A 22,267-nucleotide genomic window follows, 5' to 3' on the forward strand; every position below is an offset into this window, starting at 1 on the left:
CAAACGAGCCGAGCATCGCAACGGGACACCACCCGCACCTGACACCGTCACCATCACTCGGCAGGACAGAACTTAAGTCACCAACATTGGGCCTAAGGGACCGCGGGCGGCAGGACGAGCGGCAGAGTCACGTCGTGGCCCGAGGGGGCCGGGGCGGCCTGCGGGTAGACCAGCCGGATCGAGGTGAAGCGGCTGGTGCCCGGACGGCCCGGCCAGGGCTCCGGCAGGCTCAGGGTGACCTCCACCGGGTACGGGCGGAAGCGCCCGGCCGCGCAGTACGGCACGCAGTCGTTGACCAGGTCGGTGCCGCGGGCCTTCGCCGTACGGGGGCCCCAGCTGGTCCACTCCAGGGAGACCAGGCGGTTGTTCCCGTCCCCGCAGGCCAGCAGGTACTCGGCGGGGCGCACGTGCGGCTCCCCGGCACAGTCCGCGACCGCGACCGCCACCGGCCCCGGGGTGCGGGCCGCGGGACCGCCGGACGGGACCGCGGCGGGGGCGGCCGAGGCCGCGGCCAGAACCGCGGCGGCGCAGACGAGCGCCGCCCTCCGGCCGCGGGCACCGGCGCCGCGCGCAGGCCGCCCCGCACCGGCGGGCCCCTCTGCGCCCGCCCCTGCACCTGCACCTGTGCCCGTACGGGATCCCGTACCCGGGCCGTCGCCCGTACCCGTGTCCGCGCCCATGGCCCCTCCTCGCCTCGCCCGGGACCCGCGGCCCGCCCGCCGGCCGCGTCCCGCACGGCCAGCATCCCCCAGGCGGGCGGGGCCCGCACCCGCTGCCGGGGCGGCGGGCCGGGGGACGGGGCGGATCCGCCGGGGTCCGCAGGGGCGGCCTACACGTGGGCCGTGCCGCCTCCGGCGGCCATGGCGGCCGCGATCCGGCGGTTGCCGTCGTCCCACTCCTCCCGGGGGACCTTCGGCAGGACGTCCCCCCACAGCGGCAGGCAGGTGCCGCGCAGCTGGAGCATTCCGGCGGGGCGGGCGATGAACCACAGGTGGAGGTGCGCGCCGCCGTCGCCCCAGCGGTTGACGTGGACCCGTGCGATCCCGCCGAGGGACATGACCGCCCGCTCGACCCGCTGCACCACCGGGCCGAACTCGGCCGCCCGCCCGGCCGGCATCCCGGACAGGTCCCAGTGGCCCCGCGGCATCAGCATCACCATGGCGGGCACGCCGCCCGGCTCGGCGAAGCCGCGGAGCTTCCAGTGCGCGTCGCTCCACAGGACGAGCCGGTCGGTGTCCGTACAGCCGTGGCAGGTGCCGCCGTCCTCGCCGTTGCGCGGCGGCTCCGGCAGGACGGGCTCCTCCAGCACGCGGATCCGCAGGTCGCCCTCGTACGGGAAGATCTCCCAGAAGGGGATCCCGTCGACGGGCATGGGGATCCGCTCGCCGATCGGGAGCCGCTTGACGTAGGCGCTGGGCCCGGCGGCGGGGGCGGGCCCGGCGGAGCGGGCCGGTCCTGCGGGTTCAGCGGGCTGAACGGGATCGTGGGATGCGACAGTCATGCCCCACCCTCGCACGGGCCGCTGACGGTCTCTCAGGCAGCCGGGGCCGCAGGGCCCGCGGGGAGGCGGATGACGGCCCGGCCCCGCAGTCCTTACGCGCCCGCCCGCGGCTCCGGCGTGCGCAGGAGCTGTTCGCCGGCGAGGCGGACCGCCTCGTCCCGGGTGCGCCCCGGGTGGTCCGCCGCGATGAAGTGCCGCCCGATCGCGAGGGCGAACGCCAGCACGCTGCGCGCCTCGACCTCGGCGGGGTCCCCGACGAAGGCGCCGAACATCTTCCGCAGGAAGTCCATGCGCTCGTTGTCGATGCGCCGCAGCCGGTCGGCCACGGCCGCGTCCTGCCGGGCCCAGACGCGCACCGCGATGTCGATCCGGTGCAGGTCCTCGGAGAAGGTGAGCTCTCCCGCGCGCCGGATCCGGTCGGCCGGATCGCCGCCCGCGGCCTCGACCAGCTCGATGACCTCGCGGGTGCTGCGGCGCTCCCACTCGTCGAGCATCTCCGCGAGCAGGGCGGGCCGGCCGTCGAAGTAGCCGTAGAAGCCGCCCTTGGTCACGCCGAGCGCGGCGGCGAGCGCCTCCACGCGCACCGCGTCGGGACCGCCCGCGGCCAGGGCGTCGAGACCGGCCTCGATCCAGCGGCCTCGGGGGGTGCGGGCCACTGCGGGCATCGGGTCGTCTCCTTGATCGCGTCGGAGTTGTACGTTAGCGTACAAATGAAGTGTACGGTGGCGTATAGAAACGAGGCCGGACCATGTCCCGCACAGCAGAGACCGCCTTCACCGAGCAGCCCTGGCGGATCCACGAGCTCACCCGCGATTTCACCGTCGAGGACGTCTGGTCCTTCCCCGCCCCCGGCGGCCGGGCCGACGAGTTCCCCGCCGCCTGCGCCGCCCTGCGCGCCTCCCTCGGCTCGAACGACTCCAAGGTCGCGCGCCTCCTCCTCGCCGCCCGCTGGAAGATCGGCGCCGTACTCGGCTGGGACGTCCCCGGGGAGGGGCTCGACGGCCGGGTGCCCTCGCTGCGCGACCGGCTCCCCGCCGACCTGCGCGACCTCCCGCACAGCCCGGAGGCCGGGGACGCCGCGTTCAGGACCGTCTACGAGCTGCCGTACGAGAGCGCCCGCGAGATCGCGAACAAGACCGTGCACGGGGTCATGCACCTGGGCTGGGTCGAGGCGCCGGACGGCGGGCGCGAGCTGCGGATGGCCGTGCTCGTCAAACCCAACGGCCGTGCGGGGCGCCTCTACATGGCCGCCATCCTCCCCTTCCGGTACCTCTTCGTGTACCCGGCCATGACCCGCCAGTGGACGCGTTTCTGGCGGGAGTACACGCGCGGGACGCGCTGAGCCCGGAGTACGGGCCACGGCCGGCGGGAAGGATCCGACCCGGTCGAACCGGACCCATCCCAGGAGGCGGGCCCATGCGCGCACGGGGCATCAACTACGACACCGGATTCCTGCCCGGCGGGGACCTCTCCCGCAAGGAGTTCGACCCCGGGGAGGTCCGCCGCGACATGGCCGTGATCGCCCGTGAGCTGCACTGCGATGCCGTACGCGTCTCGGGCCGCGACCCGGAGCGGCTGACCGCGGCGGCGCGCCACGCGGCCGGTGCCGGGCTGGAGGTGTGGTTCGCGCCGTTCCCCGTGGACCTCCCCGCCGACGGGGTGCTGCCCTTCCTGGCCGACTGCGCCGCCCGGGCCGAGGAGCTGCGCCGGACCGGCGCCGAGGTGGTGTTCGTCGCGGGCTGCGAGGCCAGCGCCTTCTGCCGCGGGTTCATCCCCGGGGAGACGTACGGCGACCGCCTGCGGACCATGGGGGAGGCCGACCTCGCCTGGTGGGGCTCGCTGGGCCCCGTACAGGAGCGGCTCAACTCCTTCCTCGCCGAGGCCGCGGCCGTCGTACGGGCCCGCTTCGGCGGCCGTCTCACCTACGCCTCGGGGCCCTGGGAGGCCGTGGACTGGAGCCCGTTCGACCTGGTCGGTGTGGATGCCTACCGGGCCGCCTACAACGCCGGCACCTTCCGCGAAGAGCTGCGCGCGCACCGCGCCCACGGCAAGCCGGTCGCCGTCACCGAGTTCGGAACCTGCGCCTACCGCGGGGCGGCCGGGCTCGGCGGCTCGGCCTGGCAGGTGCCCGCCGGCGCCGTTCCCGACGAGCAGGAGCAGGTCCGCTACCTCACCGAACTCCTCGCGGTCTTCGAGGAGGAGGGCGTGGACACGGCCCTGTGGTTCACCTTCGCGGGCTTCGGCCGGTCCGGCGCCGCCGACCTCGGCTCGTACGGGGTGGTGCGGATGCTCGACGGCACCCGCTGGGAACCGAAGGAGGTCTACCGGGCGATGGCGGCGGCCTACCGCCGGGACTGAGGGGGCTGGGCGGGGACGAGGGGCCGGGATCCGGTGCACTGCAGTCCCCGCCCCCCATCCGCCTACCCGCCCCGCTACCGGTCCGCGGACAGCCGGACCAGTTCCGCGAAGGTGCCGCCCTCGCGGGCCGCGAGCTGGTCGTACGTGCCCTGTTCCGTGATGCGGCCCTGGTCGAGCACGATGATCCGGTCGGCCAGCCGGCAGTTCTCCATGCGGTGGGTGACCACCACCGTGATCCGCTCCTCCTTCATGCCCCGCAGCCCCGAGAACACCATGTGCTCGCCCCGCGGGTCCATCGCCGAGGTCGGCTCGTCCATCACCAGGACCGCCGGGCGCCGGTGGAAGGCGCGGGCGCAGGCCAGCCGCTGCCACTGGCCGCCCGAGGGCTCGTGGCCGCCCCACAGGGAGCGGGCCAGCAGGGTGTCGAGCCCCTGCGGGAAGCGCTCGACGGCCTCCTTCATGCCGACCGAGCCCAGCGCGTCCCGGACCGCCTCCTCGCCGCGGTCCGGGTCCGGGCGGCCGAGGGTGATGTTCTCGCGCGCGGAGAACGGCCAGTGCCCGTACGACTGGGTGACCAGCCCGACGTGCCGCCAGGCCGAGCGCTGGTCGGCGGCCGAGGTCGCGACGCCGTCCCAGGAGACGCTGCCGCCGGTGGGGGCGGTGAGCGAGGTCAGCAGCCGGATGAACGTGGACTTGCCGGCCCCGTTCTCACCGACCAGCGCGACCACCTCGCCGCGGTTCAGGGTGAGGTCCACCGGCCCCAGCGCGGGGGAGTCCTTCCCCGGGTACGTGTACGTCGCCCCCTCGAAGCGGATCTCCTCCGGGCTCCCCATCGCGTGCGGGCCGCGCGGCCCCGACTGCTCGGCGGCCAGCACCAGGAAGGAGGCGTAGTCCCCGAGGTACAGGGCGTGCTGGAACATGGCGGCCCCGTAGACCACCAGCTTCGACAGGGCCGCCGTCGAGGTCCTCATGGCGACGATCGCGGTGGCCGCCGCGCCGAGGGCCATGTACCCGGCCGAGGCCAGCCCCGCGAGCGCCAGCCAGGTCAGCACGGTGAACAGGCCGGAGACCGCGGCGGCCGTCAGGTACACGGCCAGGTAGCGCGGTGCGGAGGCCACCATCCGGGAGTCGATGCGGGCGCAGACCGCCTCGTACCAGTGGTGGGCGTACGGGCGCATCCCGTTGCCGCGCAGCTCGTCCGCGAGCTTGTGGGTCGTGAGGTGCCAGCGCATCATGTGGCGGATGTTCCGGGAGGCCACGGTCTCGTTGTGGAGCCGGTAGTCGAGGCGGGCGGCGAAGACCGCGCCCAGCCCGCGGGGCACCACCGACAGCAGCAGGAGCGGCAACAGCACCGGGTGGACCACCGACAGCACGGAGGCCACCGCCAGGAGGTCGATCAGACCGCCCGTGAACCCGAGCGCGTCCTGGAGCAGCATCCCCGAGCGCGCCGAGCCGGTCTCCGCAGCCTCCGAGCGCTCCGTGAAGTCGGGCGCGTCGTACGCCGCGAGCTCCACGTCCATGTGCGCGTCCACCATCGCCAGATCGGCCCGCGTGGCCATCCCGGGATTGAGCCGCCGGGCCGCACTGCCCGCCGCGATCGACGACAGGGAGCCCAGCGCCGTCATCGCGGCGGCCGCGCACAGCGGCCACGCGGCCCCGGAGATCCGCTGCGCCACCGTGCCCTCCGCGAGCAGCGGGCCCATCGCCCGCGAGACGGCCGCCAGGGCCACCGCCGTGCACACCCCGCCGAGGAGCTGCGCGGACACCAGCCACACGAACGCGGCGCGGTTCACCTCCCAGGCCAGCCGGGCCGTCTGCACCAGTGCGGCCGGCACCCGGCGGGCCATCCGGGCCAGGGACAGCTGCTCCATCGCCTCCTTGTGGTGGCCCCCGGTGTACGTGAGCTCGGGCGGGGCCGGGAGCGCGGCCGCGCCGCCCGGATCCGCCGCCTGCTCCGCGTGGCCTGCCTGCTTCTGCGCGTTCTGCCGGTCCTGCGGGAGTCGGTGCTCCCGCCGCTCCTGCCGTGCTGACTGTTCCTCCGCGCGCTGCCGCGGCGGCCGGTACCCAGGTACGGACATGCCTGCTCCTCCAACGGGTCGGTGAAGACGGCCGGTCGGCCCCTCCGCCGCGCACCGCGCCGAGGCGCGGTGGAGCAGCCCGGCCCCGGGACGGGGCGGGCGGCACACGGAAGCGGAAGGGAACCGGAGGCAGTGAGTAGACAGCAGCCGGAGGGGCGGAGCAGTGCGATCCGGCCGACTCGGCCGCCCCGGCGCCACCGGCCCCCGGGCCCGCCGCGCAGGGCCGCCGCGAGGGTACGGGGAGCCAGGTTGGCCGGAACCCGCCGATGCCCGGGGCGCGCCGCGGGAAATGGCTTGCGGACCCCGCGGGCCCCGCTCCGGGCCCGGCCGGCCCGCACCCCCGTGACGGGCCGGCCGCACCGGTCAGTCCGCCAGGCGCACCGGCATGAGCAGGGAGAACGCCTCTTCGTCGTCGGTACGGCGGACCGCCAGCGGAGTCGTCGGCGACCCGGCCTCCAGCACCAGCTCGGCCCGCCCGGCCCGGTCGAGGGCCTCGATCAGGAACGCCCGGTTGACCGCCACCGCACCCTCGCCGGGCGCGTCCGGCGCGCACACCGAGGCCGTCCCCTCCGCCGTCACCCGCAGCAGGGCCACCTCGTAGGGCACGCCGTCCAGTTCGCGCGACTCGCCCGCCAGGACGGGGCCGTCCGCCACGGCCGCCCGGAAGGCCGCCGCGGCCACGGGCGCCCGCCGCCCGGCCGGGAGCCGCACGAGCCGCCGGTAGTCGGGGAACTCGTGCCCGGGGCACCGCCCGCCCGCCTCGCGGTCCCCGGCCTCCAGGTGCACCCGCCCCGCCGACAGGGCGAGCCCGACGGGCTCCCCGTCCCCGAGCAGCGCCCGCATCGCATCGACCAGCGCGGACGGTACGAGCACCTGGACGCGGCCCGGGTCGCCCGCCGCCGAGGCGTCGGCCCGGCCGACGGCCAGCCGGTACCTGTCGGTCGCCACCACGCGCAGCGAACCGCCCTCGAAGTCGAACAGGACCCCGCCCAGCATGGGCAGTTCGGGATCGGTGCTCGCGGCGAACCGGACCGAGTCCAGCGCGGCAGCCAATTCCACCCCGGACACGGTCAGTCGGGCGGACGGGGCGCCGGTGGTCGGTGAACTCATGGGAATCTCCCGCGTGTCGAGAAGGGAACGGACCGCGGAGAACTCGGCGCGCGCGGCGGACAGCCCGCCTTCGAGCCGGTCCAGGTGCGCCTGGAGCAGCTTCAGGACCAGCCCGCCGTCGGCGCCGGACCAGCCGGCCACCACCAGGCGGACGTCGGCCAGGGGCATCCCCGCCCGGCGCAGATGGGACAGCAGCCTGGCCTCCGCCAACTGCCCCGGCCCGTACCAGCGGTACCCGCTCACGGGGTCCACCCGGTCGGGGACCAGCACACCGGCCCCGTCGTAGAACCGCAGCGCACTCACGCTCAGTCCGCTGTCCCGGGCCGTCTCGCCGATACTGCGCATCTCGTTCTCCACACCCCGGACTCTGGTCCCTCCACCAAGTCGAGGGTCAAGCCCCGCTCCCGGCGGCTTCCGTACGGCTCCGGCGGGGTTCCCGCCGCCGTGACCCCCGAAGGCGTTAATCCGCGCGCCACCGCCCACGGCGCGGCGGACACTGCGCCACAGTGGGCGGATGCGCCGCCGCCAGCAGCTCCCGACCGTCCTCACGGCCCTGGCCGTGCTCGTCTGCCTCACCGCCACCGGATGCGTCTCCGTGGGCGGCCCGGCCGGTCCGGCCCGCCCGCCCGCCGACCCGAAACCCCCGGCCCCCCGGGCCGCCGCGGCGGCCTCGCCGCGCCCCGCAGCGGACACCGGCCGGGCGGCGGACACCGGCCCCGGCCCCGGGCGGTCGGACTGGTACGGAGCCCTGCCCCTCGGCCCCCTCCCCGGCGACGGCGGACAGCAGGAGCACGGGGAGCAGGGGGAGCAGCAGGACCGGCCGGCACCCCGGGCGCGGCGGACACCGGCGCAGCAGCAGACCGGGCAGCAGATCCGGCACGCGCCCCGGCAGCAGACCCGGCAGCGGACCCGGCAGGAGACGCCGCGGGCGAAGCCGCAGCGGAACCGGAAACCGGATGCGAAGCGGAAGAAGGGGTTGAAGGCGTCCGCGGCGCCCCGGCTGCGCCGTACGCCGCCCCGCCACCCGGTGCAGCGGCCCGCCCCGCGGCGCACGCCCCGGCTCCCCGCACGGGTCCAGGCCCCGCCGCGGGTGGACATGGCGGACCTCTGCAGGGCCTCGCAGGGCGTGACGAACCCCGCGGTCACGCGCCTGTGCAGCGGTACGTACGGCCGCTGACGCACCCGCGAGCAGGGACACGCACGCACTCAGGAGCCGACGTACTCGCGCAGTACGCGCTGGCGCGGGGATCCGGCGCCCCGCCCGCCGCCCCGCCGAGAGGCCCGGCGGGGCGGCGGGACGGGGGTCCGCCCTCAGTGGGCGGAGGCCGCCGACAGCAGGACGTCGACCAGGCGCTCCGCCGCGTCCGGGCGCCCGTACGCGCGCGCCCGCTCGGCCATCGCGGCCCGCCGCAGCGGGTCGGTGAGCAGCGGGCCCACGGCCTGTACCAGCGCCTGCGGGCCGACCTCGTCGATGAGGGCGACGGCCGCGCCCGCCTCGGCGAGGTGCCGGGCGTTGTGGGCCTGCTCGTTGCCCGCGGAGGTGGCCAGCGGGACGAACACGGCGGGCTTGCCGAGGGCGGTGAGCTCGGCGAGGGTGCCGGCGCCGCTGCGGGAGACCACCACGTCGGCCAGGGCCAGCACGTCCGGCAGCTCCGGGCCGACGAACCCGGTGAGGTGGTAGCGGCCCGCCAGCACCGGGTCCAGACCGGCCGCCGCGGCCCGCAGCTCGTCCACGTTCGCCGGACCGCACTGGTGGATCACGTTCGCGTGGCTCAGCAGCCAGGGCAGGACGTCGCGGACCATCCCGTTGATCTGCTGGGCGCCCTGCGCGCCGCCGGTGACGTACACCGTCGGCAGGCGCCGTTCGAACCCGTGCAGCGGCAGGGCGTGGAAGGCCTTCTCGCGGTGCCCGGACAGCACCTCGGGCCGCACCGGGTTGCCGGTGACCACGGCGCGGTCGCGGACCTCGGCGGGGAGCAGCGGCAGCGAGGACTCGGAGGACACCGCGATCCGCGTGGCCGAGCCGGCCAGCTTCCGGTTGGCCAGGCCCAGCCGGACGGTCTGCTCGTGCAGGACCAGCGGGCGCTTGCACAGCCGTGCGGCGAGCCCGGCGGGCACGGCGACGTACCCGCCGGTGGCCAGGACCACGTCCGGCGCGAACTCGGACACGATGGAACGGGCCTGGGCCACGCCCAGCGGCACGCGCGCCATGTCCTTCATGTTCGCCGCGGACAGCATCTTCAGCGGGTTCGCCGAGCGGCGGATCTTGCCCGTGGCGACGGTCTTGAAGGGGATCCCCTCGGCCGGGGCGACGCGCGCCTCCAGACCCTGCGGGGTGCCGATCCACAGCACGTCGAGGGTGCTGCCCTGGGCCGCCAGGCGCCCCTGGAGGGTGCGGATCGCGGTGAGCGCCGGGTACGTGTGCCCGCCGGTCCCTCCGCCCGTCACGAGGAGCCGGAAGGAGCGCGGGAGAGCAGTCGAGGTGTTCACCCGGGCCACCCTACTGTCTGCGCCGCGCGGCCCCCGGCGGGGGGCGCGGCCCGTCCGTGCCCCGGCCCGCGCCCGTGCCCGGGTTACGGGCGCCCCGGCCCGCCGGGGCGGGCTGCCGGGGTGCCGCCCTGCCGGCGCCGCGCCTGGTGGGGGAGGGCGCCCGCCAGGGTCCAGGTGTAGTCGTCGGGGGAGAAGGAGCGCAGCCGCCGGACCAGCCGGGCGGTGGACCAGGGCCAGCAGAAGGTGTTCACGCCGGGCAGCCCGAAGTACGCGCCCTGCCCGCCGGCCGTGTTGTAGACCGTGGTGTCGAGGGCCTCCCGCAGGGCGTGCTGGTGGGCCTCCTCGACCTCCGGTTTCACGTCGAGGGCGGCGCACCGGTGCGTGCGCAGATGCCGCAGGGCGTCCGTGACGTACCGCAGCTGGGCCTCCAGGACGGTGGGGGCGGGGGTGGTGCCGGTGAGCAGGTTGGGGCCGAGGAGCAGGAAGAGGTTCGGGTAGCCGCTGACGCTGGTGCCCAGGTAGGCGCGCCGGTTGCGGGCCCAGCTCTCGGCGAGGGTGTTCCCGTAGCTGCCGTAGAGCCGGCCGGCGAGGGGGAGGCGGCCGGGGTCGTAGCCGGTGGCGAGGATGAGTACGTCCGCGGGGGTGCGGCTGCCGTCGGCGCCGACCACCTCGGAGCCCTCGACGGCGGCCACGCGGGTGGGGTGCAGCTGCACGTTGGGCCGGGTCAGGGCCGGGTAGTAGGTGTCGGAGGCGATCAGGCGCCGGCCCCCGAGCCGGTAGCCGGGGGTCAGCATCCGGCGCAGGGTCCGGTCGCGGACGGCGGCCCGCAGGTGCAGGTGGGCGAGGGCTTCCAGCGGCGGCAGCAGCCCGGGGTGGCGCAGGGGCAGGCCGAGGACCTCGTGGGTCCAGCGGTGCGCGCCCCGCAGGACCCGCCGGGCGGCGGGATGGCGCACGAGGAAGCGGTGGAGGCCGGCGGGCACGGCGTAGTCGGGTTTGGGGAGCACCCAGTGGGGGGTGCTCTGGTAGACGTCGACGCGGGCGGCGCGCGGCTGGATCTCGGGCAGGAACTGCACGGTGGACGCGCCGGTGCCCACCACGGCGACGCGGCGGCCCGCCAGGTCCGTGCCGTGGTCCCAGCGCGCGGAGTGGAAGGACGGGCCCGGGAAGGTGTCGAGCCCGGGGATGTCCGGGCGGCGGGGCCGGTGCCGGTGCCCGGTGGCGACGACCACGGCGCGGGCGGTGTACGTGCCGGTGGTGGTCTCCAGGCGCCAGCGGTGGGCGCGCGGCTCCCAGCGGGCGCTGAGCACGTCCGTGCCGTAGCGGATCAGTTCGTCCACGCCGTGCGCGGCGGCGGTGGAGCGGAGGTAGTCGAGGATCTCGGAGCGGGGGGCGAAGCAGCGGCTCCACGGGTGCGGGGCGAAGGAGTACTCGTACAGCACGGCCGGTACGTCGCACCCGCAGCCGGGGTGCGTGCTGTCGCGCCAGGTCCCGCCGAGCCGCCCGGACCGCTCCAGGACGAGCACGTCCCCGAACCCGGCCTCCCGCAGGGCGATCACGGCCGCCACCCCGGAGAGTCCGGCCCCGATCACGGCGACCTCGCGGGTGCGGGGCTCGGCCCCCGGGCCGCCGTGCGGCTCCTGCCCGGGGTCCTCCTGCGGGGCGTGCCGCTCGCCGGTGCTGCGGCACTCGGTGCCGGATCCGTCGCGGGCCACGGGCGCCGCCTCCCTGTGGAGCGAGCCTCCCGGCCGGTGCCGGGCCGCCCCTTCGCGGGTCCCGGTTCCGGGACCCTGGGTGGTCACTCAGGGCGACCGATCGTAGCGGCATCCGTGACCGCCGCCGCCCGGCCGGGGACCCGCGTGCCACGTACGAGTGATCTTGCGGGGCGGCCGGAACCGGTCCCCGCCCGCCGCCCTCCCGCCCGCGCATGCGGCCGCCGGTCCGGTGGGTCCGGACCGGGCCGCGGGCCCGGGCGCCGCCCACGCCCCCCGTGCCGGGTCACCGCGTGCCTCCCCGCCCGACCGCCCGCGGCCGCCTCCCCGCCCGCCCGCTACGGCCGGTCCGTCACCCGCCCCCGGCGGCGCCGCCGCGGGCCAGGATCCGGCGCAGCCACCGGGTCCGGGCCTCCCGGGCGTCCCGGCTGACGGCCGCGTCCGGCGCGTACGAGTCGAAGCCGTGGAAGGCGCCGGGCCACACGTGCAGTTCGGCCTCGCCGCCGGCCCGCCAGAGCGCGTCGGCGTACGCGGTGCCCTCGTCGCGGAAGGTCTCGACCGAGCCCACGTCGAGGTAGGCCGGGGGCAGCCCGGACAGGTCGGCGGCCCGGGCCGGGGCCGCGTACGGCGGCAGGTCCGCGGAGCCGTACCGGTCGCCGAGCAGGGCCTGCCAGGCCGTCGCGTTCGAGGTCCGGTCCCAGGTGTCCACCCCCGCCATCTGCCGGCTGGAGTACGAGCCGCCCCGGTCGTCGAGCATCGGGCACAGCAGCAGCTGCCCGAGGGGTACGGGCCCGCCCCGGTCCCGGGTGAGCAGCGCGAGCGCCGCGGCCAGCCCGCCGCCGGCGCTCTTGCCGCCGATCACGATCCGGTCCGCGTCGATGCCCAGGTCTCCGGCGTGCGCGGCCGCCCAGACGAGCCCGGCGTAGCAGTCCTCCACGGCCGCCGGGTAGCGCGCCTGCGGAGACAGCCGGTATTCGACGGAGAGCACGGCCAGCCCCAGCGGGAGCGCCCAGGTGCGCAGCAGGTCGGGCAGCACGCACCAGGCGTTGCCCACCACCATGCCGCCGCCGTGCACGTAGTAGAGCAGCGGCAGCGGCCCCTGCACCCCCGCCGGGCGGCCGCTCACGAGGGTGACCTCAGGAGCGCCCTCCGGGCCCGGCACCCGCAGCTCCGCCACCTCGAACCGGCCGCCCTCCGACAGCTCCTCCACGCCCGGCCGGGGCCGCACGGCCCGGTCGCGCTCCTGGCAGGCGGCCAGGTTCTCCGGGGTGAGCGGCTCCCCGGCGCCGCCCTGGGCCGCGAGCGCCGCGGCGAGCTCCGGGTCGAGGGGCGGCGGGCCGCCCACGGCCGTCACGGGGTCCCGCCCCGGGTGGCGCCGGCCCGGCCGGCGAATGCTTGCGCATGATCCATGGTCCGAAGTCAACCACCCGCCCCGCACCGCCCGTACGGGCGCACCGCCCCCGGCGGCGCTCCCGCGCCGCACCGCCCCGCCGCCTGCGCCGGGCCCGCCCCGGCCGCCCGGCGGGTCCGGACCCTGCAAAACCGGTCGTGCGGCCGGTAAGGGATGCTGGACCCATGGACCTGAGACCGGAACTGCTCCCTCCGCGGCCGTCCGGCGACCGCCTGCGCGAACTGCGCGGCGAGATCGAGCGGATCGCCGCACTGCTGGAGCGGCAGCCCGGGGCGGGGGCCGAGGCGGTGCGCGCCTTCAACGAGGCGACGGGACACGCCTACGACGCCTGCGACTTCGCGTACCGCCGCAGCGCCGGGGACCTGGAGGAGTTCGCGCTGGAGGCGGCCCGCCCGGCCCGGCCGCGGGTGGCCGACGTCACCCGGGCCGAACTCGTCGAGATCGTCCGCAGGCTGATGTCGGACGCCGGCCGCGACGCGGAGTACTACGTGCTCCTCTTCGCGACGAACGTCCCCCGCCCCGGATCCGGCGACCGGCTCCCCGGCCCGGCGGACGGCCTCCAGAACGCCTCCGCCGCCGAACTCGTCGACGAGGCCCTCGGCTACGGCCGCTCCCTGCGCTGACGCCCGCTCCCTGCGCCGGGCCCGCTGATGCCGGCCGGCTCCTGCCGCCGTGCGGGGTCCGGCCCGGGCGGCGGTGCGCCGGTGCGGCGCCGCCGCCCGCGGGTACGCTGCGCGCCGGGCGGCCGCACCACCGCCGCCCGTGTCACGGGACACGAGGCGAGGCGGCGCGCGGGCGCCGGACGGGAGGCCGCGGCCATGGACGACGGCGGACGACGGGCGGGGCGCGCGGAGCTGTGGGAGCTGGTCCGGGCCGAGCGGGCCGCGCTCGCCGAGGACCTCGCCGGCCTCACCGCGGAGCAGTGGTCGACCCCGTCGCTGTGCACGGGCCTGACGGTCCGCGAGGTCCTGGCGCACCTCACCGCCGCGGCGAACCTGAACCCGGTGCGCTGGATGGCCGGGGTGGTCCGCTGCGGGTTCGACTTCGACAGGCAGGTGGCCGTACGGCTCGCCGAACAGCTCGGGCCCACGCCCGCCGACACCCTGGAGCGCTTCCGGAGGGCCGTGCCGAGCCGGACCAAGCCGCCGCTGCCCGTGGTGGCGATGCTGGGGGAGGCGGTGGTGCACGGCGCGGACATCCGCCGCCCGCTCGGCATCCCCCGCACCGGTCCCGTGCCCCCGCTCACGGCCGTCGCCTCGTACTACCGGGGATCCGACACGGTTGTGCTCGCGAAGGGCAGGATCGGCGGGCTGCGCCTGGTCGCGGACGACGGCCCCTTCGAGACGGGGGCGGGGGCGCTGGTCACCGGACCCACGCTGGCCCTGGTGATGGCCATGACCGGCCGCACCCCGTACCTGGACGAACTGTCGGGCGAGGGCGTGGAGCTGCTGCGCAGCCGCTGCCCGGCGGGGCGCGGGGCCGGACCCGCGGCCGGATCGGCAGGACCCCCGGGGCCCGCGGCGGGCTGAGGCGGGCTGAGGCCCTCCCGGTCCGGGCCCCGGTCCCGGCTGTGCGGCAGCTCCCGTCCGTCTCCCCCGCCGCTCAGTGGATCCGGTGCTCCGTCCAGAAGGGCCGCAGGTCGCGGGTGGTGGCCGCCTGCGCCGCCCGCTTGAACTCCGCGGTGGTCGCGATCCCGAGCCAGTTGTCCCGTACGTAGCGGCGCATCACGGCGGCCATCGCCGGGGAGCCCAGGGCGCGTTCGAGCTCGTGCAGGATGCAGGGGCCGCGGCGGTAGACCACCGCGCCGTACTCGGAGCGGCGGCCCTGCGCGTAGTAGCCCATGGACCGGGTCAGGGCGGCGGAGGCGCTGGGCCACGGCCCGTGCCGGCCGAGGCAGTTCTCGGTGTCGTCGCGGTAGTACAGCTGGGTCGCGTACTGGGCGAAGGACTCGTCCAGCCAGGGGGACGCGAACTGGTCGTTGCCGACGATCCCGTAGAACCACTGGTGGGCCAGCTCGTGGACCACCGCCGAGCCCTCGTCCGTGGTCCACAGGAGGACGAAGCCGGGGAACTCCATGTTCCCGAAGGTGTCGAAGCGGTCGCTCATCACGAGGTCGACCTCGCCGTACGGGTAGCGCCCGAACCGCGCGCCGAACTCGTCCAGGGACGCGGCGCCGTCCCGCAGGTCGGTCTCGATGCCCTGCACCGGGGTGCCGGCCGTCCAGTACGCGCGGAGGCGGACGCCGCCGGGCGAGACCACCTCCTTCGACCGGAACGGTCCGGCCGCCCAGGCGAAGTCCCGTACGCCGCGGGCGGTACTGGTCGTGACGGCGCGGCCGGGCGCGCCGGGGCGCCGCACGGTGGTGCCCGTCGCGGGCACGGCCAGGGTGCGGGGGTGGTCGAGACGGACCCGGAAGTCCCCGGCGAGGGTGTGGTAGCTCTCGCCGAAGCCCACGTCCGGGTCGAGGCGGGTGCCCTGCGCGCCGCGGACGGCGAGCAGGGGCAGGGCGTTGCCGACGTAGCGGTGCGCGCCCTCCCTGCCGAAGCGCTGGACGCGGTCGGGCACGGTGAGCGAGAGGTCGAAGGAGATCCGGGCACGGGCCCCGTACGGCAGCGGCCGGGGCAGGTCGACGCGCACGGCCGTGCAGTTCACGGCGGGCGGGCGCGGGGTGCCCCCGGAGAACCCGGCCACCTTCACGGGCGACGGGCTGCCGGGCGCCCCGCAGCCGTCGGTCCCGTTGCCCCACAGGCGCAGGTGGACCGAGCGCAGCGGGCTGCGGGAGGCATTGCGGAAGGACACCGTCTGGCGGCCCGTCCAGCGGATCCCGTCCCCGTCGGCGCGCAGGCGCACGTCGTACGAGGGCCGGTCCGGGGTCGCCCCGGCCGCCGCCCCAGCGGCCGGGCCCGCCGGATCCTTCGCAGCCGCTGCGGCCGCGGTACCCGTCGGGCCGGTGGGCCCCGGGCGCTCCACTGCCGCGGCACCCGGCGGGACGAGCGACAAGACGGCCGCCAGCGAGAGCAGCGGCGCACGCCAGAACCTGATCGAGGTCATGCCCATCACGCTAGGACCCGGTCCCGCCCGGACGTGCGAATTCCGCACCGATGCCTTCTGTGTAGGCCAATTCCTTTGTCTGAAAGGCTAGTTGAGTAACCGTCAGCTTGCCGTACAGTCGCTGGCCGCTCGCCGGGCCGGGGCCGGGCCCGGAACCGGCCGCAGGCCGACGGCTGCCCGCCGCCCGGCCGGGGCATGCGCCCGTGGCCCCGCCCCGATCCGGCGGTCGCCCGGCCGCGGACCCGGCAGCCGCTCGCCCAGGGCCGCGCACGGCCCCCGAACCCACCGCCACCCGGCCCCGGCCCGGCCAGGCCGACCCGTGGCCCGGCCCCGTCCGGACCGGCCCGTGGCCCGGCCCCGTCCGGACCGGCCCGTGGCCCGGCCCCGTCCGGACCGGCCCGTGGCCCGGCCCCGGCCGCCGTCCGCCCCCCGGGGGGAGGCGGCGGGCCGTGGGCGGAAAATGCCGGGCCGTCCGGGAGTCGTTGCTCCTACACTCGGAGCCATGGGTTCGTACTACTTCTTCCGCTGACGCGCAGCGCCGACGCGCGGTGACCCCCGGCCCACCGGCCGCGGTGCGGTCCCGCGCCTCCTTCCCGCGTCCGTGAAGCCCGGCCCGGTGCGCCCCCGCGCCCGGCCCCCACCCAGGGAAAGACCATGCGCCACCGCGCCCCCGCCCAGCTGTCCTTCAAAGACGTCTCGAAGGCGTACGCCGTACCCGCCGCCCCCTCCGCGCCGCCGCTGCGGACCGTGTTCGACCAGGCCTCCTTCTCCGTCCGCCCCGGCGAGCGCGTCGGCGTCATCGGGGAGAACGGCTCCGGGAAGTCGACCCTCCTGCGGCTGGCCGCCGGACTGGAGCGGCCCGACTCCGGGGAGCTGACCGTCGTCTTCCCCGGCGGGACCGCCCACCTCGCCCAGACCCTCGCCCTCGGCCCGGACCGCACCGTCCAGGACGCCGTGGACGCCGCGCTCGCGCCACTGCGCGCCCTCGAAGCGCAGCTGCGGTCCGCCGAGGCCGCCCTCGGCGCGGCGGGACCGGCCGGGCTGGCGGAGTACGGCGACCTGCTCGCGCGCTTCGAGGAGCGCGGCGGCTACACGGCCGACGCCCGGGTCGACTCCGCCCTGCACGGCCTCGGCCTGGGCGGGCTGCCCCGCCGCCGCGCCCTCGGCTCGCTCTCCGGCGGTGAGCAGTCCCGCCTGGCCCTCGCCTGCGTCCTGGCCTCCGGCGCCGAACTCCTCCTCCTGGACGAGCCGACGAACCACCTCGACCGCGCCGCCGCCGACTGGCTCCGCGACCGCCTGCGCGCCCACCGCGGCACCGTCCTCGCGGTCACCCACGACCGGGACTTCCTGGCGGGCTTCGCCACTGCGATCCTCGAGGTCGACCAGGACACCCGCGCGGTGCACCGCTACGGCGACGGCTGGGAGGGCTACCGCACCGCGAGGGCGGCCGCGCACCGGCGCCGGGTGCAGGAGCACGAGGAGTGGCGCGCCGAACTGGCCCGCACGGAGGAGCTGGTCGCCGCGGCCGGCACCCGCCTCGCCGCCACCGGCCGCGATCCGCGCGAGGGCTTCGGCAAGCACCGCCGCTCCTCGGAGGCCAAGCTCTCGGGCCGGGTCCGGGCCGCCCGCACCCGCCTCGACCAGCTGCGCCGCACCCCGGTCGCGGCCCCGCCCGCACCGCTCCGGTTCACGGTGACGCCCTTCACCCCGCCCGAGCCGGGCACCGCAGACCTCCCGAGCCCCGCAGGCCTCCTGAGCCCCACAGACCTCCCGAGCCCGTCGGGGGCCCCGAGCCCCCCGCCCGTGGCCGAGCTCACCGGCATCGCCGTCGGCGACCGGCTGCGCCTGGCGCACCTGCGGGTCGAGCCGGGCGCCCGCCTGCTGGTCTGCGGGCCGAACGGCGCGGGCAAGACGACCCTGCTGCGCGTCCTCGCGGGCGAGCTGCGCCCCGACGCGGGTACGGTCCGCCGTACCGCCGCCCGGATCGGATACCTCCCGCAGGAGCTGCCCGCGCACCCGTCGCCCGAGCCCCTGCTGGCCGCGTACGCGGCGGGCCTGCCGGGTCCGCCGGAGGAGTACGCGGACCGGTTCCTGGCCCTCGGCCTGTTCCGCGCCGCCGACCTGTACGTGCCCGTTGCGGCCCTCTCCGCGGGCCAGCAGCGCCGGCTGGCCCTGGCCCGGCTGGTCTCGGGCCCCGCGGACCTGCTGGTCCTGGACGAGCCGACCAACCACGTCTCCCCGGGCCTGGCCGAGGACCTCCAGGAGGCCCTCGCCCGCTACCCGGGCGCGGTCGTGGCGGTCTCCCACGACCGCCGCTTCCGCCGGGCCTTCGGCGGAGTCCGGCTGGAGTTGCGGGCGGGCCGGGAGCGCGTCCCGGTCGGGTCCGGCTCGGGCGGTTCCGGAGGTGCGGCCTCCGCGCGCGCCGCCCGCTGAGCCCCCGTACCCCGCCGAACGCCTGCCCTCCGGCCCGGAAAACCCCAGGCCGGAAGGCGGGTGTACGGTATGCGGACGGAATCGGACCGCTCGGCTCCGGGCCCGGACGGGCCCCTTCGGCCCCGCCAGCCCCATAAGTCTTGCTTATGGGGTCATAAAGCGAACCCGAGTACCAGGTAAGGCAAGCCTTAGTTTAGGCTTCTCTTCGATCAAGCTGTGACGTCGAAGGGAAACCCCATGCCCCGCGCCCTGCGCGTAGCGATCGTCGGTGCCGGCCCCGCGGGGATCTACGCCGCCGACGCGCTGCTGAAGTCCGACGCGGCCGCCGCTCCCGGAGTGTCCATCGACATCTTCGAGCGCATGCCCGCCCCCTTCGGCCTCATCCGGTACGGCGTCGCCCCCGACCACCCGCGGATCAAGGGCATCATCACCGCCCTCCACCAGGTCCTCGACAAGCCGCAGGTCCGCCTCTTCGGCAACGTGGACTACCCGACCGACATCACCCTCGACGACCTGCACTCGCTCTACGACGCCGTCATCTTCTCCACCGGCGCCACCGCGGACCGCGCCCTCGGCATCCCCGGCATAGAGCTCGACGGCTCCTACGGCGCCGCCGACTTCGTCTCGTGGTACGACGGCCACCCCGACGTGCCCCGCACCTGGCCCCTCGACGCGGAGAAGGTCGCCGTGCTCGGCGTCGGCAACGTCGCCCTCGACGTGGCCCGCATCCTCGCCAAGACCGCCGACGAACTGCTGCCGACCGAGATCCCGGCGAACGTGTACGAGGGCCTCAAGGCCAACAAGGCGCTGGAGGTCCACGTCTTCGGCCGCCGCGGCCCCGCCCAGGCCAAGTTCTCCCCGATGGAGCTGCGCGAGCTCGACCACTCGCCGAACATCGAGGTCATCGTCAACCCCGAGGACATCGACTACGACGAGGCCTCGATCGCCACCCGGCGCGCCAACAAGCAGGCCGACATGGTCGCCAAGACCCTGGAGAACTGGGCCATCCGCGACGAGGGCACCCGCCCCCACAAGCTCTTCCTGCACTTCTTCGAGTCGCCCTCCGAGGTGCTCGGCGAGGACGGGAAGGTCGTCGGCCTGCGCACCGAGCGCACCGAGCTGGACGGCACCGGCAACGTCAAGGGCACCGGCACGTACACCGACTGGGACGTGCAGTCCGTGTACCGCGCCGTCGGCTACCTCTCCGACGAGCTCCCCAAGCTCCCCTGGGACGTCGAGTCCGGCACCGTCCCCGACGAGGGCGGCCGCGTGATCGAGGCGGGTGCCCCGAAGCCCGCGACGTACGTCACCGGCTGGATCCGCCGCGGCCCCATCGGCCTCATCGGCCACACCAAGGGCGACGCGAACGAGACCGTGGCCAACCTGCTCGCCGACCACGCCGAGGGCCGCCTCCCGGCCCCCGCCAGCCCCGAGCCCGAGGCCGTCGACGCCTTCCTCGCCGAGCGCGGCGTCCGCCACACCACCTGGGAGGGCTGGCACCGCCTGGACGCCGCCGAGAAGGCCCTGGGCGAGCCGCAGGGCCGCGAGCGGATCAAGATCGTCAGCCGCGAGGACATGCTGGACGCCAGCGGCGCCTGACCTGCGGACGGCCTGCCGCCCGCCTGCGGCACGCCTTCCGGCCGCCGTCCGGCCGTCTTCCGCCCGCGGGCCCCGGCCCGCGGGCGGCGGCGTGTACCGCTACCGGTGCCTGCGCTGCCGGAATGCGCGTACGACCGGCCGCGCCGCGGCTTCCGGGCCCGACTCGCCATCCGCGACGGCGGGCGGTCGGCCCGCGGGAAGCGGCAGGCCGGCAGGGTCGAGCGGTACGGCCCGCACGCTGAGGCCGAGACCGGCGCGGCGGCCCGCCGCCACACAGCCGGCGGCCGTCGCGAGGAAGAGCACGGCCCTGAGCACCGCCGTCCCCGAATCGGTCGAGTCCCGGCCGACGTAGTCGAGGAACCTCTCCCACCCCACGTCGGCCAGGAGCGCGGAGTCGGCCTTCGCCCCGTCGGTGCGGGCGGTGACGTTGCGGGCGACCGCCCAGTACAGCAGCAGCACCCCGATCTGGGCCGCGGTCGGCCGCCACGGCGGAAGCCAGCCCTCCGGCTCACGGAGCGCGGGGCGGTAGCCGTCCCCGAGCCCGTACGCCCGCCACCCGACCGCCGCGGCTGCGGCCGCGCTTCCCAGCCCCGCACACTGGCTCAGCGAGACCGCCGCGTCCCATTCGTAACTGGTCGAGAACCACACGCCCCACACGAGCACCAGCGGTACGAGCGCCCAGGGCCCGGCGACCGCCGTGGCCCGCAGCACGGCGAGCCAACGCGCCGCGGGCCGTGTCCGCCACGCCTCCGCGGCCCGCAGCGCCTGCTCCCGCTCCACCCGCCGTGCCTCCGCGGCCCGCTCCGCGCGCTCCACCCCGCGGGCGCGGACCCGCAGCTGCCGTGAGCGCTCCTCGGCCTCCCGCTGGGCGAGCGCCTCCCGCCGGGCGAGCGGGCCGAGCTCCCGTGCCACCAGGTCGGCGAGCACCGGGTGCCGTCCGTCGGCGGCCCGCAGCAGGCTGTCGTACCAGGGAGGGAGCTTCTCCGGGGGCTGCGGAGGGCCGGGGCGCGCACCGGCCGGTCCCGGGGGCCCGGCCGTGGGCAGCAGCCCGGCGAGCAGGACGCCCGGTGCGATCTCCGCGGCCCACCGCCGGACGGTTTTCGGCCACCAGACCTGCGGCCCGACCGAGGCCTCCCAGGCCGTGCAGGCCTCTTGCCAGGACTCCCGGACCCCGCGCAGCGCGGCCAGCCGGCCGAAACCGGCGAGGACGTCGAGCAGGGGCGTCCCCGCCAGCTCGGCGAGCAGTTCCGACTCGGCCTCGGAGCGCTGGCTTCCGGCGAGGCAGGCCGCGGCCAGCGCGTCGTACGTGATGCCCAGCCCCCGGAACACGACGGGTCCGAGCGGGTCGAGCCACCGCAGCAGGTACAGGACCTTGACCTCGGGTGACAGCTCCGGGTCCGTCAGGTACCGGTCGACGAGCGTGATCCGGCCCTCGACGTCGTCGCTCCGCGGGTCGTCGAACTGCCGGAGCCAGCCCAGCAGATCGGCCCAGGCCTCCGACGGCGCACCGGGGCCGCCCATGTCGGCGAAGAACCGGTCGGCGGCGGTCAGCCCGAGCAGCCGGAGCGTGGCGGCCAGTTCGCGCCGGGTGGAGTGGAGCGAACCGGCGAACGCGAGGGGCCGTGCGACGGTCCGGTCCGCCCGGACGGACTCCGGGGAGACCGCGGCGGTGGGCGGGAGGCCGCCGCCGGACCTGCGCGGCAGCGACACGGCCACCCCCGGCGGGGCCGCGGCCCCGCCGGCCCGGGCGGGCCCCGCCTCCCTCCTGCGCGCCCCACCCGCCCCGGCCGCATTGCGCACGAGCGCCAGCCGGCCCGCGGACGCGCCCGCCCGGACCTCCGGGACGGGCAGGCGGCGCGCCCGGGCCCGGTGCCGCAGCGAGCGGGCCACCGACTCCAGCGACAGCAGGGGACCCGCCCCCGGGATCCCGGTGCGCAGCACGTCCAGCAGCTCCCCGGTGAAGGCGGTGTGCTCGGCGCCCTCGGGGGCGAGGGCCTTCGCGGTCGCGGGCGTGGCCGTGAGGACGTAACTGCCCTCGATCTCCAGCTCCTCGGGGGCGACCGGGCCGTCCGGCGCCTGCGGGCCCATCCCCTGTACGGCCCAGCCGCTGAAGCAGCAGTCGAGGACCACGATCTTGTTGGCGGCGGGGGAGTCCTGGACCACCTCGTGCAGCAGGGCGTACGGGAATCCGGTGACCGCGAGCTCGCTGCGGCTCGTCGCGGGCAGCGCGAGGTACAGGTCCCCGCCGCGCCGCACCATGCCGTGGCCCGCGAAGTAGACCAGCAGGGTGTCCCCGGCCTCGTCGGCGAGCTTCTGGAGCCCGCCGAACACGGTACGGGTGTCCGCCGGGTCGAGTGCGACGGTGCAGTGCTCCGGCGCGAAGCCCCCCGAGGGCCCCGTCAGGACCGCGCCCAGGTCCCGCAGGTTGCGGGCGACGGCGGGCAGCTCCGCCATCTCCTCGTGGGCGTAGACGGCGGAGCCGAAGAGGTACGCGCGGGAGCGCGCGGAGTCAGGCAGCCGGGTCATC

17 protein-coding genes are annotated in these 22,267 nt (G+C 76.6%); 7 read left to right on the plus strand and 10 right to left on the minus strand.

Annotated elements, in window-relative coordinates:
• Window positions 1-92 precede the first annotated feature (92 nt).
• The 3 genes from ACZ7JZ_RS28835 to ACZ7JZ_RS28845 all read right to left on the minus strand — a co-directional run bounded on the left by ACZ7JZ_RS28835 (window position 93) and on the right by ACZ7JZ_RS28845 (window position 2,166).
• Entirely contained in the window at window positions 93-680 is a 588-nt protein-coding gene (locus tag ACZ7JZ_RS28835; protein WP_470944282.1) for a hypothetical protein, read from the minus strand.
• A 149-nt stretch (window positions 681-829) separates the two neighbouring features.
• Window positions 830-1,501, minus strand: coding sequence for a hypothetical protein (locus tag ACZ7JZ_RS28840; RefSeq protein ID WP_470944284.1), 672 nt, complete (start codon window positions 1,499-1,501; stop codon window positions 830-832).
• A gap of 92 nt (window positions 1,502-1,593) precedes the next feature.
• A complete protein-coding gene (locus ACZ7JZ_RS28845; protein ID WP_470944287.1) occupies window positions 1,594-2,166 on the minus strand; it encodes a TetR/AcrR family transcriptional regulator in 573 nt (190 codons plus the stop codon).
• An 83-nt stretch (window positions 2,167-2,249) separates the two neighbouring features.
• On the opposite strand from ACZ7JZ_RS28845, the gene ACZ7JZ_RS28850 reads away from it, so the two are divergent.
• Window positions 2,250-2,843 carry a DUF2867 domain-containing protein gene (locus ACZ7JZ_RS28850; RefSeq protein ID WP_470944290.1) on the plus strand — a complete coding sequence of 198 codons (594 nt, stop codon included), beginning with the start codon at window positions 2,250-2,252 and terminating at the stop codon, window positions 2,841-2,843.
• 74 nt (window positions 2,844-2,917) lie between these two features.
• Window positions 2,918-3,859 (plus strand): hypothetical protein, encoded by a 942-nt coding sequence (locus ACZ7JZ_RS28855; protein ID WP_470944293.1) that lies wholly within the window; start codon window positions 2,918-2,920, stop codon window positions 3,857-3,859.
• Between the two features lie 74 nt (window positions 3,860-3,933).
• Here the strand turns inward: ACZ7JZ_RS28855 and ACZ7JZ_RS28860 are convergent, their stop codons facing one another.
• Both ACZ7JZ_RS28860 and ACZ7JZ_RS28865 read right to left on the minus strand, forming a co-directional pair.
• On the minus strand, window positions 3,934-5,937 hold the full coding sequence (locus ACZ7JZ_RS28860) for an ATP-binding cassette domain-containing protein (protein ID WP_470944295.1): 2,004 nt from the start codon (window positions 5,935-5,937) through the stop codon (window positions 3,934-3,936).
• A gap of 363 nt (window positions 5,938-6,300) precedes the next feature.
• Window positions 6,301-7,404 carry a DNA polymerase III subunit beta family protein gene (locus ACZ7JZ_RS28865; RefSeq protein WP_470944298.1) on the minus strand — a complete coding sequence of 368 codons (1,104 nt, stop codon included), beginning with the start codon at window positions 7,402-7,404 and terminating at the stop codon, window positions 6,301-6,303.
• 157 nt (window positions 7,405-7,561) lie between these two features.
• On the opposite strand from ACZ7JZ_RS28865, the gene ACZ7JZ_RS28870 reads away from it, so the two are divergent.
• Entirely contained in the window at window positions 7,562-8,224 is a 663-nt protein-coding gene (locus ACZ7JZ_RS28870; protein WP_470944300.1) for a hypothetical protein, read from the plus strand.
• Window positions 8,225-8,358: 134 nt separating this feature from the next.
• On the opposite strand, the gene ACZ7JZ_RS28875 is transcribed toward ACZ7JZ_RS28870, so the two are convergent.
• From ACZ7JZ_RS28875 to ACZ7JZ_RS28885, 3 genes are all read right to left on the minus strand, one after another.
• Window positions 8,359-9,546 (minus strand): UDP-N-acetylglucosamine--N-acetylmuramyl-(pentapeptide) pyrophosphoryl-undecaprenol N-acetylglucosamine transferase, encoded by a 1,188-nt coding sequence (locus tag ACZ7JZ_RS28875; RefSeq protein WP_470944303.1) that lies wholly within the window; start codon window positions 9,544-9,546, stop codon window positions 8,359-8,361.
• 74 nt (window positions 9,547-9,620) lie between these two features.
• Window positions 9,621-11,249, minus strand: coding sequence for a flavin-containing monooxygenase (locus ACZ7JZ_RS28880; RefSeq protein ID WP_470944305.1), 1,629 nt, complete (start codon window positions 11,247-11,249; stop codon window positions 9,621-9,623).
• Between the two features lie 349 nt (window positions 11,250-11,598).
• Window positions 11,599-12,600, minus strand: a complete 1,002-nt coding sequence (locus tag ACZ7JZ_RS28885; RefSeq protein WP_470944307.1) for an alpha/beta hydrolase — start codon at window positions 12,598-12,600, stop codon at window positions 11,599-11,601.
• Window positions 12,601-12,821: 221 nt separating this feature from the next.
• Here ACZ7JZ_RS28885 and ACZ7JZ_RS28890 point away from each other — a divergent pair, with 221 nt between their 5' ends.
• Both ACZ7JZ_RS28890 and ACZ7JZ_RS28895 read left to right on the plus strand, forming a co-directional pair.
• Window positions 12,822-13,280, plus strand: a complete 459-nt coding sequence (locus ACZ7JZ_RS28890) for a hypothetical protein (RefSeq protein WP_470944309.1) — start codon at window positions 12,822-12,824, stop codon at window positions 13,278-13,280.
• Between the two features lie 195 nt (window positions 13,281-13,475).
• The gene (locus ACZ7JZ_RS28895; protein WP_470944310.1) at window positions 13,476-14,186 is read left to right on the plus strand and encodes a maleylpyruvate isomerase family mycothiol-dependent enzyme; all 711 of its coding nucleotides are present in this window, start codon (window positions 13,476-13,478) and stop codon (window positions 14,184-14,186) included.
• A 73-nt stretch (window positions 14,187-14,259) separates the two neighbouring features.
• Here the strand turns inward: ACZ7JZ_RS28895 and ACZ7JZ_RS28900 are convergent, their stop codons facing one another.
• A complete protein-coding gene (locus tag ACZ7JZ_RS28900; RefSeq protein WP_470944312.1) occupies window positions 14,260-15,708 on the minus strand; it encodes a M1 family metallopeptidase in 1,449 nt (482 codons plus the stop codon).
• Between the two features lie 654 nt (window positions 15,709-16,362).
• Between ACZ7JZ_RS28900 and ACZ7JZ_RS28905 the strand changes: the two genes are divergently transcribed.
• Together ACZ7JZ_RS28905 and ACZ7JZ_RS28910 are read left to right on the plus strand one after the other, a co-directional pair.
• Window positions 16,363-18,141 (plus strand): ABC-F family ATP-binding cassette domain-containing protein, encoded by a 1,779-nt coding sequence (locus tag ACZ7JZ_RS28905; RefSeq protein ID WP_470944315.1) that lies wholly within the window; start codon window positions 16,363-16,365, stop codon window positions 18,139-18,141.
• Between the two features lie 237 nt (window positions 18,142-18,378).
• Entirely contained in the window at window positions 18,379-19,740 is a 1,362-nt protein-coding gene (locus tag ACZ7JZ_RS28910; protein ID WP_470944487.1) for an FAD-dependent oxidoreductase, read from the plus strand.
• Window positions 19,741-19,839: 99 nt separating this feature from the next.
• Here the strand turns inward: ACZ7JZ_RS28910 and ACZ7JZ_RS28915 are convergent, their stop codons facing one another.
• Window positions 19,840-22,266 carry a caspase, EACC1-associated type gene (locus tag ACZ7JZ_RS28915; protein WP_470944318.1) on the minus strand — a complete coding sequence of 809 codons (2,427 nt, stop codon included), beginning with the start codon at window positions 22,264-22,266 and terminating at the stop codon, window positions 19,840-19,842.
• Window position 22,267: the final 1 nt, after the last annotated feature.

The sequence above is a fragment of the Streptomyces sp. NPDC038213 genome, from assembly GCF_055600495.1.